Here is a 12,393-nt window from a genome sequence, read left to right as displayed (position 1 = left end):
AGCGCCGGGGTTTTCCGGGTCAGGGGGGAACGACGTGCCCGACAGGACCTATGTGATTGTCGCCTGCGTTGTCTTTGTGTGCGCCTTTGTCCTGTCGGTGGCGGTAGTGCCTGCAGCCAAGTGGCTATCGTTCCGGTGGAACGTCGTCGATCGACCGCGCGGGAGACACCAGCATCGTCGACCCACACCCAAGCTGGGCGGCCTATCGCTATATGTCAGTTTCACGCTGGCGATTATCCTAGCTCAGGTTCTGCCAGTGCCACGGTTTGACTCCTGGGAGTGGATCCGGCTGGCCGGGTTGTTGCTGGGTGGGCTATTTATCTTCGTCTTCGGGCTGCTGGATGATCTTTTTGAGTTTGGCCCGTTGCCGCAGTATTTCGCCCAGCTTGCTGCAGCAGCCATCGCGGTATTCTTCCGGATTTTTATTGAGACGTTTAACAACCCGTTCACGGGACAGCAGACCGATCCCTGGCCATTCTGGGTGACGGTTACGCTGAGTCTGTTCTGGCTTGGCCTGATGATGAACACCGTCAACTGGCTGGATGGTGTAGACGGTCTGGCGGGCGGGGTGGTGTTCATCGCCGCGCTGGTGCTCTTCGCTAACTCGGTATTCAGACTCGACCCGCCACAGTTAAGCGTGAGTCTCCTGCCGTTGGCGCTGATGGGCAGTGTGGCTGGATTCCTGGTGTTCAATTTCCCGCCGGCCAAAGTCTTTATGGGGTCCAATGGGGCATTTTTCCTGGGCTACACAGTTGGGGCATTGAGCATCATCGGTGGGGCCAAGGTGGCAACGATTCTGCTGGTGATGGGACTGCCCCTGCTTGATGTGGCATGGCAGATTGTGAATCGTGTAGTGAAGGGCAAGAATCCGGGGCTGGGTGATCGCGGGCATCTCCATTTCCGCCTGATCGATGCAGGTCTCAACCCCCGTGTGATTGTGCTGGGATACTACGCTTTCTGTGCGTTCTTCGGCGGCCTGGCCCTGGTGACAACCAGCCGTTTCTTCAAGTTTGTGGCGCTGGTGGTGATGGCGCTGCTGGTCAGTGTGGGGTTTCTGATGCTGACCCGGCATTCCCGGCAATCGTCAGAACCGTGAACTCTGACGGTCAGGGGATTTCCTCAAGGTCTTCGTCATCAGTATATTCATATTCCTGCGGTTCCGAAGCTGCAGTTGCTGAATCTTCGGTTGTCTCACCCCCCATTGTCTGGACATCTTCCTGCTCAGTTGGCGGCGCGTCGGCTTCCATATCGGACATGCTGAATATGCTCTGTGTCGCACGATAATCGTGATTACCCGGTGTGTCTTGTGCAGGAGTCATGAATGCAGCCGGTTGTGGCAGGGCAGGAGCTGATTGCGGGAGGAGAGCAGCGCGCTGCTCTCTGTCAGGAGGAGGTGGGATTGGCAGTCGACGCTCCGTGATGCGCAATGGCGCTTCGCTGGCCGAAAGCGGTGTTTCGCCGCCGGGCTCCGGTCGCGCGGGGCGCTCTCGACGGGGGTGGGGGTAGTTGGCTCGCCGGCCGGTGAGCCGTTCCAGCAACCTTTCCGTTGTCATGAGCACCAGGATAACGAGAAGATCCAGCACAAGGATTGTGCCAAACGCGGTGGCCAGCGTGTCCAGACCACTATGTAGAATTGGCTCCAGCGTTGTTTGGACGCTCTCCCCCAGGAAAGCCGCGGCGATGAGTATAGCAGTCACACCAGCAAAGACCGCAACCCTGGCTGACCAATCCTGTTCTTCAACCGGCGTGGTGGGCAACATCGCGTTGCCCACGGCAAAGAGCAGATACAGCCACAGCCAGAAATCCGGCGTGCCAAGTAATCGCCCGATTTCTGCCTGAATGATCGGCAATTCACCGGTAGATAGCGCGATCGAAAGCCCGCCGACGTTGAAAACATTTCGGCTGATGAATAGCACAACGCTGATAGCGGCAACGATGGGTGCGAACTCGAAAACAGCCCGACCTGCGCGGCCAGTGGTGCGGCTGAGCCGCACAAAGTCAAGGCGCAGAGCGCCGTCAGCCTGCGGCCTGGGCCAGACTCTGATCTTGCCGAGTTTGAGCTTGAGCGCCCCGGCTACAAGCCATTGGGTGAATTCGTGCAGGAAAACACCCGGCAGCAAAATGAGGTAGTACAGAATGGTAGCGCGTTCTTTGTCCTGAGTGAGCAGCCACCCCAGGCCATACAGATGTCGATGTATCCAGCGCTCCAGGTGCAACAGGGGCAGGAGGACAACGACAAAGGTCAGCCAGGGCTTTAGCAGGTCCAGGTGTGGCATGGGGCGGCTGCCGCGCTATTTGACCGTTTCCGCTGTGATGCGGATAAGCTCAACAAATGAGTCTACCTTGAGCGAGGCGCCGCCCACGAGAGCGCCGTCAATGTCTGATTGGGCGATATACTCGGCCATGTTATCCGGTTTGACGCTCCCGCCGTACTGTATGCGAATCTGCTGGGCAATCTCGTTTCCATACAGGTCGGCTAATGTCCTGCGGACAACGCCGCCAATGATGTCGTTGGCCTGGCTGGCGGTGGCATTGCGGCCTGTACCGATGGCCCAGATTGGCTCATAGGCGACAACAGTCTTCAGGGCCTGCTCAGCGCTGAGGCCAGCGTAAGCGCCATGGATTTGCTGGCTTACGAAGGCTCTTGTTTCTCCGGCTTCATTTTGCTGGAGGCTTTCACCACAGGCGATGATTGGGGTCAGGCCGTGGGCGAGGGCGGCCTTGACCTTCTTGTTAACGATCTCATCGGTGTCGCCAAGATCGCGCCGACATTCAGAGTGACCGATGATGACATACTCCACCCAATTCTTAAGCATTAGCGGCGACACGCGGCCTGTGTATGCTCCTTCGTTCTCCCAATGTACGTCTTGGGCGCCAACTTTGATGGCTGTGCCCTGCAGGGCGGACCGCACGGCAGGGATAGCTAGGTAGGGTGGGCAGACTACCCGCTCCACGTTGGAATACGGCGCCAGTTTCGGCGCAAGCTCCCGCACAAATGCCTCAGCTTCAGCGGGAGTCTTGTACATCTTCCAGTTGCCCGCAATGATCGGAATGCGCATACTCATACAACTCCTTATGCGATTTCAGGATAGCCTCTGGAACTGGCGCCTGAGGGCAGAAGGCCCTGACGCCTGATGTGGGATGACCGCGCCAGTCGAACATTGATCTGCGTCGGGAACCTGTTGGCACGGGCGAGGCGGGTTGTCACGCCTGCACGTGGCAGACCTGGCGGCTTACAGGGGCCTTACAGGTGCATGGTCACGCTGGCCCCTGTAAGCCGGTTTGCTATTAGCGGTCCAGCAGAGCGGCAACGCCAGGCAGGACTTTACCTTCCAGCATCTCCAGGCTAGCACCGCCGCCGGTTGAGATGTGGGTCATGCGATCTTCATAGCCAGCCTGGGCGACAGCCGCGGCAGAGTCGCCGCCGCCGATAATCGTCTTGGCGCCGGTTGCGGTGATTTCACTGAGGATACGCGCAATCTCGCGGGTACCGCGGGCAAAGTTCTCCATCTCAAAGACGCCTACCGGCCCGTTCCAGACGACGGTCTTGGCAGTACGGAGAATTTGCTCGAAGTTCTTGATCGATTCGGGGCCGATGTCCAGGACTTCCCAGCCTTCCGGCACGCCGCCTTCCTCTTCGATCTTGACGATCTTGGTATTGGCGTTGTTATCGAACGCGTCGGCCACAACAACGTCCACCGGGAAGCGGAGTTTGGAGCCGCCCTTAGCCAGCAGGCCCTTAGCCAGGTCAAGCGCCTCTTCGTCGACCAGCGAGTTGCCCATCGGATAGCCCTGCGCCTTGCGGAAGGTGTTGGCCATACCGCCACCGATGATCAGCGTGTCGACTTTGCCCAGCAGGGCCTCGATGACGCCGATCTTGTCGCCCACCTTAGCCCCGCCGAGGATAGCGACAAAAGGCCGAACCGGGTTGGCGATGGCATTGCTGAGGAACTCGATTTCCTTTTCCAGCAGGAAGCCGGCAACAGCGGGCAGGAAATGGGTCACACCCTCAGTTGAGGCATGGGCGCGGTGGGCGCTGCCGAAGGCGTCATTGACGTAGATGTCGCCGAGTTTGGCCAGTTCTTTGGCGAAGTCAAGGTTGTTCTTCTTTTCCTCGACGTGAAAGCGGGTGTTTTCCAGCATGAGTACGCCGCCTTCCGGCAGGGCATTGGCGGCTTCGATGGCCTTTGGTCCGACACAGTCTTCGGCAAAGAACACCTGAACGCCCAGCAACTTGCTGAGGACCGGAACCACCGGGCGCAGGGTGTAGGCAGGATCGGGGGCGTCCTTGGGCCGGCCCAGGTGGGACATCAGAATCACGGAACGCGGCTTCTGGTCGAGGATGTATTTCAGGGTGGGGATGGCCGCACGGATGCGCGTGTCATCGGTGACTTCACCGTCCTGAAGCGGGACGTTGAAATCGACCCGTACGAGGACACGCTTGCCCTTCAGGTCGACATCGCGGATAGTCTTCTTGTTCATGTCGAAATCCCCTTATGTCGCTAACAGGGTGGGGCGGGGCTTTAGCCCCGCCCCCTGTCAAAGCACAAGCAGGCCAGCTAGAGGTTCTTGCCCATCAGGAGGGCCAGCTCAACGGTGCGGACCGAGTAACCCCATTCGTTGTCGTACCAGGCCAGCAGCTTGAGCATATTGCCGTTGTAGACCGCGGTGAATTCCCCGTCCACGATACTTGAGTGCGGGTCACCCTTGAAGTCGGAGGAGACCAGCGGCTCATCTGTGTAAGCCAGGATGCCCTTCAGTTCGCCCTCGGCAGCTTTCTTAAAGGCGGCCTTGACTTCCTCGGTTGTAGCTTCCCTGGCTAGTTCGAAGACACCGTCAACCAGCGAAACAGTTGAGGTAGGGACGCGCACAGCGATACCGTTGAATTTGCCCTTGAGCTCGGGGATAACCAGGGCAACCGCCTTGGCCGCGCCGGTGGAGGTAGGGATCATGTTCATGGCTGCGGCGCGGGCGCGGCGGAGGTCCTTGTGGGGCAGGTCCAGGATACGCTGATCGTTGGTGTAGGCATGAATGGTGGTGATCACGCCGCGGTTGACGCCGAAGGCATCATGGACGACCTTGACGGCGGGAGCCAGGCAGTTGGTGGTGCAGGAAGCGTTGGACACGATGTGATCAGTTGCTGGATTGTAATCCTTGTCGTTGACGCCGATCACGATGGTGCGGTCAACTTCGCCCTTGGCCGGGGCAGAGATGATAACCTTCTTGGCACCAGCGTCGATATGCGGCTGGCACTTTTCGCGGCTGGTGAACACACCGGTGCTCTCGATCACGACGTCGACACCGAGGTCCTTCCAGGGTAGCTTGGCGGGGTCTTTTTCCGTGTAGCCCTTGATGACTTTGCCGTTGACAATCAGATTGCCGCCGTCGACTTCCACCGTGCCGGGGAACTTGCCGTAGTTGGAGTCATAGCGCAGCAGATGCGCCATGGTGTTGACGTCACCCAGGTCGTTGAAGGCTACGATCTCCGCATCCGGATACGATTCGAATGCGATGCGCAGCACCTGGCGCCCAATGCGGCCAAAGCCATTGATACCGATTCGGACAGCCATGTCTACAATCCTTTCGTTTTGTACAGGTGGGTGTTTACCAACTCCGGTAAACAGCCTGCGACCGTTTCACAAGGCTCCAATTATCAGGCGACCCCTTGCCGGGTGGCCTGGTAGTTGGCATAGGCGGCGGATAGTACATTTGCCAGCTTGGTTGGATCGTGCCGCCAGGGATAGAGCGTGTCGGTAAGGTCTGCATAGACAATGCCGTAGCGATGGACGATTTCGTGATGAGCATCTGCTGGCAACACGTAATGGGTATTCTCGCCCGCATTTTCCTGCGGGAAGTGGTTGTTAGCCACGACAAGATGGAACAGGCGCGGCCCAACGTGCCTCTCCAGTGCCAACACGTGCTCCGCAACTGTGAAACCGTCGGTCTCGCCGGGCTGGGTTGCAACATTGCAGACGTACACACGCAGCGCATTGCTGGCCCGGATCGCCTCAGCAATCCCGTCGATCAAGAGTGTGGGCAGAATACTGGTGAACAGACTACCCGGCCCAATGACGACAAGGTCAGCGGCAAGAATGGCCTGCACGCTCTTTGGATAGGCGCGGGCATGGGGCGGCTGCAGGTAGACCCGCTCGATGCGACCACCAAGTTCGGTGATCTGGGATTCGCCGGTAATCTGGTGCAGCGTGTTATCCTGCGGATGCCAGATCTCGCCACAGAGTGTGATGTCATCCAGGGTTGCAGGCAGGACACTCCCCTGAACGGCCAGCACGCGCTCGGTTTCCTGCAGGGCCTGTTCCATACTGCCGGTGATGTCGGACAGGGCGGTGATGAAGAGATTGCCAAAGCTATGGCCATCCAGGTCGCCTGAACTGAAGCGATACTGAAAGAGCTGCGTCATTAGATCCTCATCATCAGCCAACGCTGCAATGTTGTTGCGCAGGTCGCCCGGCGGCAGGATGCCCATCGCGCGGCGAAGCCGACCGGAACTCCCACCGTTATCGGCTACTGTGACGATGGCGGTAAGATTGCCGGTCAGGTGTTTCATGCCTCTGAGCACGCTGGGCAGCCCTGTTCCGCCGCCGATTGCCACCACCTTCAAGCCGCGTTGTACGTGGTCGCGCTCTCCGGTCGGTTCCAGGTGCGTCTGCGGCTGCAAAGCCGCCGTCTCCATGGTGCGACGCAGCATCACTATCGCTGCTCCAAGCAATATGACCCCAATTGCGCTGGCCAGCAGCATACGGAACACAGCAGGAAGAGGTCTCAGTAGAATAACCGAGACGATGTCAGTGGCTGGCTGTACCTGATAAAGCGCGCCAAGTGGCTCTGCCAGCGCGATGATCAGGAAGATCACCCCCATTCCAAGCAGGAACAACCAGCGTGGTCGTTCGAGCAAGGGGACTAGCCAATGCCTGACACCCCTGAATCTGCTGTGCATATCGCCAGCGAAACCCTGTCAATGACCGCAGACAATCCAGAGTGTAGAGTAACATGAGGCTGCAGTGCCTGTCAAAGCTTGCAGGCTGATTCTTGTCCTGATTTGGCCTGCCTAAAAGCAGAAGACCTCACCGGTGGCTTGTGACAGACCCTCGGCCATGTTAAAAAGAGGGCTGGACGCCTGTGCGGAAAGGAAGGTTGCAGCGATGGCTAGTTTTGAATTGATACGTCGTCTGGCCAAGAGCAACGGCGGGAAGATCCTGCTGCTTGTCATGGATGGCCTGGGCGGTTTGCCGCGCGAACAGGGCGGGCCGACTGAACTGGAAGCAGCCCATACGCCCAACATGGATCGCCTGGCGCAGGAAGGGGCGGTGGGCCTGAGCATTCCTGTGGCGAGAGGAATCTCTCCGGGGAGTGGCCCGGCGCATCTGGCGCTCTTTGGCTATGATCCGGTTGAGTTTGAAGTGGGGCGGGGGGTTCTGTCCGCTTTTGGCGTGGGGTTGGAGCTTGGGCCGACGGATGTTGCGGCACGCGGCAATTTCTGTACGGTTGATGCCAATGGCTTGATCACCGATCGCCGGGCCGGGCGTATCCCGACCGAGGTCGGTGAGCAAATGATCGCATTGCTGCGCGGTATCAAGCTGCCCGGTGTGGAGATCGAACTGAGTGTTGAGAAGGAATACCGATTTGTTTTCGTGCTGCGGGGTGAAGGGCTGAACGCGGCGGTTAGTGACACCGATCCGCAGGCTACCGGCGTGGCGCCGTTGCCCGCCAGAGCATTGCGGCCAGAAGCCGCCTCTACGGCTGACCTGATCAACCAGTGGATCGACCGGGCCAGGGAAGTGCTCAAGGATCAACATCCCGCGAACATGCTTACGCTCCGCGGCTTTGCCATGGACCCAAACCTGCCCAAGATGCAGGATGTCTTCAAGCTCAAGCCAGCGTGTGTAGCGGTCTATCCCATGTACAAGGGCGTGAGCAAACTGGTCGGGATGGACGTGATCCAGACAGGAGATCACGACAGCACAGAAGATGAATTTCGCAAGGCCGCCGAGATCTGGGATCAGTATGACTTCGTGTTCTGCCATATCAAGTACACAGATAGCCGGGGTGAGGACGGCAACTTCGACGCCAAGGTGAAGGTGATCGAGGGGGTCGATGCGGCGCTGCCTATTCTGCTTGATCTCAAACCGGATGTGCTGATTATCACCGGCGACCATTCGACACCGGCAAGCTATAAAGCACATAGCTGGCATCCTGTGCCAACACTGCTATGGGCGCCGGGGGTGATTCTGCCCGATCGCGCTCAGGCGTTCGGGGAGCGGGAGTGTCTGGTAGGGGGCCTGGGGCAGTTCCCCGCGACCGATCTAATGCCGCTGGCGCTGGCTCATGCCCGGCGGCTGGAGAAGTTTGGGGCCTAAGGGGAAAGATCGGGGCTTCTCAACCGTTCAGCCGGCAGCGTCCTGGCCGTCAGGATGCTGTCGGCTGATTCTCCGTAGTGCCCAGGAACTGATTGCGATCAATGCGATCGCTCCTGCCGCGGTAAACAGGCCAAGATTGAGAGCCGTATCGAACCAGAACTTCTCCGGGAAGAGGCGAATAAGTGTGTCTGAATACTCGAAGCGCCACGTGCCATCGGCAAAGAAGAGGTGGTGAAATCCCTCGAAGAACTGATCCCAGCGAAGGACAGCCAAACCAAGCAGTACAGCCAGGACGCTGAGCATTAGAATGCCACCCTGGCTAATGGCCTTGAGTAACACAATTCGTGTAGTCATATCCCCAAACACAAACACCACAACACACACCACAGAAAACACAAACAACACAACACCAACACCAAAAACACCCCTCAAAGCCAACACCACATCCTCCAAATGACGCAACTCCCGCGCATTATACAGCGCCACACCACCAGAAAAACTCATAGCCATCAAACACGCAGAACTCCACCCACCAGCACGAAGACACCCAACAGTTTCCACAGCATAAGCCAAGCGCTCCTCAAACGTAAACCCATAGCCATCCGGCGGAAAATCCGACCGACCATACTCCAAAGCCATATACCCCTCAGTCAGCGCCAGTTGAACTCCGACAACAAGCAACCCCACCGGCACCGCAACAACAACACCCAGCGCCAGATACCGCACCACAGGCACCATCACAGCCCTCCCAACACCGAAATTCCCCATACCAACAAAAGCAACACCGGCATCCAAGCAACACGCCCAAGCGATCGGCTACCGCCGTGCACCCACACACCCAAAATGGCAACAGCCAACAATAACCCACCCAGAACACCAAATGTCGCTGTTACACCAAGAACAGGCAGCATATAGAGCACAGGAACCAACGCTCCCAGCACACTTCCCACTGTAGACCATGCATAGACCTGACCCGCATAACGACCCGCCTGCCCAGCATCCACAAGAACAAGCCGAATCGCATATAGCGGTACACAGCCCAACACCGACACAGGAACAGCAAACAACACCATCACCACTGAAGGGACCGCAACCACCAGCGGCAGAGACAGCCCACCAACAGCCGGCACAATGACCCGCGCCATATACGGCACAAGTCCGCTCAACAGCCCCGCCCAAGCCACAAGCCCATATAATTGAAGCGGAGCCGGAGAACGATCAGCCAGACGCCCCCCATAAAAGTAGCCTGCTGCCAGATACAGCAGAACCAGACCAATCACACTTGCCCACACCAGATTGCCAGTGCCAAAGGCACTCCCCAGCAATCGGGACGCTGAGAGTTCTATACCCAGCGTCACCACTCCACTGAGCAGCACCGTCAGAAAGAGCAAGAAAGTAGAGAATCGAGAAGACACAACACCCATCAGAGTTCCAGAATTAGACCAACCTGGCCATGCAAGCTAGTACAGAGGCTGACTCAACACAGCGGAGAGATCGTCTCCTGCACGTACAACATAAGTAGGCACATGAAACGTCGCCAGGCGAGCCTGCGTAGCAGTAGTATCCACAGTACCGCCAAAGCTAACCGGATCAAGCAGGACAGCAACCAGGCGAATGCCACGCCGGGAAAGCGTATGTGCCTCTCGCACCCAACCTTCGGTCTGATCAGCGGTAATCAGGATGACGGTCGTCCCGCGTCCCAGATACTCTGTATTGAGACTGAGCATGTGCTCCAGATCGAAGTCGCTACCACTCTTGACCACTGCCAGCAGTTCCAGAATCTGACCAAGTTGGCGCTGGCTGCGATCAGCATGCAGCACTTCGCGGTGCGGCCCATACGTGACCAGACCCAGATTACGCCCCTTATCAAGAAAATGCCGGGCAATCGAAGCTGCAATAATAACACCATACTCCTCCGTAGATGGAGGGAGATAGAAAGGAGTCACCGCGTAGTCAAAACCGGCACTATAAGCGCGAGCGCCAGGCAACTCGACCAGCGAACTAGCTGAGAGATCGAGAAAGATCCACACATCCGCCAGTGGATCCAGCTCAAATTCCTTGACCAGCAGGCGGCTCTTACGAGCTGTGCTACGCCAGTGAATCCGGTTGAAACTATCACCGGGTGCATAGTCGCGAACCCCAGCCGCATTGGTAGTTACAAAGTGTGTCCGCCGCCGCTGAGCATCACCGCCGGAAAGAAGGCCGCTAGGCAAGGCGAAATCATCAATAGGAATCGTAGCCGGGTAGACAATGATCTTTGAGGTTGCAGCAACAGTACGCGTAAGACGGAACAACCCGAACGGATCACCGCTGGCCACCGTCACCGGCCCCAGTTGATATTCTCCGCGCACTGTGCAGATAGTCCTGGTCTCCCACCGGTAACGCGCCTTTGGAAGCAATGCCGGTACCACCTGACTGGCATGGTAGCCCGGCAAAGTCGAGTGATCCAGGACCTCCAGCCATAGTTTGGGCAGGAGACCAGTGTTCATAACTTCAAAACGCTCACCAAACTCGTTGCCAACCTGAGCACGCCGCGCAACTGTACGCCGCCTGATCCGCACCCACGACACACCTGCCCATGAAAGCACAAACGACGCCAGCAACAGTCCGCCGAGTACATACGCGATCGTGAACATGATCGGACGACCGCTCAGCAGACCTGCCAGCAGTACAGCTATCAGCAGGATGTAGATCGCGATACGTCGGTTACTCATAGCTCAGGGGCATCTCAGCGCCGCGCCCCGATGGTCGCGCCTGGCACCGGCACTGTGGCAAGGATGTCCCGGACAATCGCCTGAGCGGAGATATCTCGAATCCGCGCTGTAGGGCCAACAATGATCCGGTGAGCAAGGGTAGCTTCCGCCAGAGCTTTGATGTCATCAGGCTGGACGTAGTCGTGGCCAACACTGGCCGCCCGGGCCTGCGCGGTACGGTAGAGAGCCAGAGCACCGCGCGGGCTGGCGCCCAGATAGACATCCGGGTGGCGACGGGTAGCCGTGACCAGATCAATGATGTACTGCTTGATTTCTGGCGCAAGATACACATCACGGATGGCCTGCTGGGCAGCCAGAAGCTCCTGCACACTGACAACCTGCTGGATGAGATTCACCGGATGTTCGTACTGCTGCGAATCCAGCATGGCGATCTCTTCCTGAGGAGACGGGTAGCCCAGCTCGATGCGCAGTAGAAAACGATCCAGCTGTGCCTCAGGGAGGGGAAACGTCCCTTCGTACTCGATGGGATTCTGAGTCGCCAACACCAAGAAGGGAGGCCCCAGACGATAGGTTCGACCATCAACTGTGATCTGGTGCTCTTCCATCGCCTCCAGGAGGGCAGCCTGGGTTTTCGGCGTAGCGCGGTTAATTTCGTCGGAGAGCACGATCTGCGCCATGATCGGTCCGGGGCGAAACTCAAACTCCATTGTCTTCTGGTTGTACACCGAGACGCCCGTGACATCGGTGGGGAGCATGTCCGGCGTGAACTGAATACGGCTGAAGGTACACCCGATTGACTTTGCCAGTGCGCGGGCCATCATCGTTTTGCCCACACCGGGAACATCTTCGATGAGAATGTGACCATTGCAGAGCAGGCCGAGCGTGGTCAGACGGATCTCGTTGCGCTTGCCGATAATCACATTGCTGACGTTGTTGATGATTTGCTCTGCTACCCTCTGCACAATATTCATGCAGAAACTCCTTATCAACCAGTTCCAGGTGATCCAGTCCAAGAAGCACCAGAACGCTACTGTAGCATACTTTGCCGCCGGTTGCGATAGACGTTCTGTCCCGGTAGCGCTATACCCGCCTGTGGCAGGGCTGTGAGGTAAAGGTGAGACGACAGATCAGGGGGCAGGGGGCTACCTGAGATGCTGCACCGCCGCACCGCACCGGACACGGCTGTTGCAAAGTCCGGTAGTGTATCTTTCGCGGTTGAAATTCAGATGCCGGTTGAAGGTTGCCCATCTAAGCACCAAATCGCATGTGTATTTTCTCTCAAAATGACACGCGACTTCATTCTG

Annotated in this window: 11 protein-coding genes; 2 read left to right on the top strand and 9 right to left on the bottom strand. The window is 58.0% G+C overall.

Annotated elements, in window-relative coordinates; all coding sequences use genetic code 11:
• The first annotated feature begins 34 nt into the window (after positions 1-34).
• On the top strand, positions 35-1,096 hold the full coding sequence (locus HPY64_14270; GenBank protein ID NPV68303.1) for an undecaprenyl/decaprenyl-phosphate alpha-N-acetylglucosaminyl 1-phosphate transferase: 1,062 nt from the start codon (positions 35-37) through the stop codon (positions 1,094-1,096).
• A gap of 10 nt (positions 1,097-1,106) precedes the next feature.
• Here HPY64_14270 and HPY64_14265 read toward each other — a convergent pair whose 3' ends face one another.
• From HPY64_14265 to HPY64_14245, 5 genes are all read right to left on the bottom strand, one after another.
• On the bottom strand, positions 1,107-2,276 hold the full coding sequence (locus HPY64_14265; protein ID NPV68302.1) for a hypothetical protein: 1,170 nt from the start codon (positions 2,274-2,276) through the stop codon (positions 1,107-1,109).
• 15 nt (positions 2,277-2,291) lie between these two features.
• A complete protein-coding gene (locus HPY64_14260) occupies positions 2,292-3,059 on the bottom strand; it encodes a triose-phosphate isomerase (protein NPV68301.1) in 768 nt (255 codons plus the stop codon).
• 229 nt (positions 3,060-3,288) lie between these two features.
• A complete protein-coding gene (locus tag HPY64_14255) occupies positions 3,289-4,482 on the bottom strand; it encodes a phosphoglycerate kinase (protein NPV68300.1) in 1,194 nt (397 codons plus the stop codon).
• A gap of 77 nt (positions 4,483-4,559) precedes the next feature.
• Positions 4,560-5,570, bottom strand: coding sequence for a type I glyceraldehyde-3-phosphate dehydrogenase (gene gap / locus HPY64_14250; protein ID NPV68299.1), 1,011 nt, complete (start codon positions 5,568-5,570; stop codon positions 4,560-4,562).
• An 83-nt stretch (positions 5,571-5,653) separates the two neighbouring features.
• A complete protein-coding gene (locus HPY64_14245; protein NPV68298.1) occupies positions 5,654-6,913 on the bottom strand; it encodes a YvcK family protein in 1,260 nt (419 codons plus the stop codon).
• Positions 6,914-7,160: 247 nt separating this feature from the next.
• Here HPY64_14245 and HPY64_14240 point away from each other — a divergent pair, with 247 nt between their 5' ends.
• Entirely contained in the window at positions 7,161-8,375 is a 1,215-nt protein-coding gene (locus tag HPY64_14240; GenBank protein NPV68297.1) for a 2,3-bisphosphoglycerate-independent phosphoglycerate mutase, read from the top strand.
• 27 nt (positions 8,376-8,402) lie between these two features.
• Here HPY64_14240 and HPY64_14235 read toward each other — a convergent pair whose 3' ends face one another.
• Genes HPY64_14235 through HPY64_14220 form a run of 4 tightly spaced genes read right to left on the bottom strand, consistent with a single transcriptional unit; the run spans position 8,403 to position 12,060 of the window.
• On the bottom strand, positions 8,403-9,113 hold the full coding sequence (locus HPY64_14235; GenBank protein NPV68296.1) for a DUF1461 domain-containing protein: 711 nt from the start codon (positions 9,111-9,113) through the stop codon (positions 8,403-8,405).
• Positions 9,113-9,799: a fused MFS/spermidine synthase gene (locus HPY64_14230; protein NPV68295.1), complete on the bottom strand. Its 687-nt coding sequence runs from the start codon at positions 9,797-9,799 to the stop codon at positions 9,113-9,115. Before HPY64_14230 ends, HPY64_14235 begins: the two co-directional genes overlap by 1 nt.
• Positions 9,800-9,835: 36 nt before the next feature.
• Positions 9,836-11,089 (bottom strand): DUF58 domain-containing protein, encoded by a 1,254-nt coding sequence (locus HPY64_14225; protein NPV68294.1) that lies wholly within the window; start codon positions 11,087-11,089, stop codon positions 9,836-9,838.
• A 14-nt stretch (positions 11,090-11,103) separates the two neighbouring features.
• Complete coding sequence (locus HPY64_14220) at positions 11,104-12,060, bottom strand: MoxR family ATPase (GenBank protein ID NPV68293.1); 957 nt, start codon at positions 12,058-12,060, stop codon at positions 11,104-11,106.
• Between the last annotated feature and the right edge of the window lie 333 nt (positions 12,061-12,393).

This window comes from Anaerolineae bacterium, assembly GCA_013178165.1.
Classification (GTDB): domain Bacteria; phylum Chloroflexota; class Anaerolineae; order Aggregatilineales; family Ch27; genus Ch27.
This window is presented reverse-complemented; position numbering and strand designations above follow the sequence as displayed.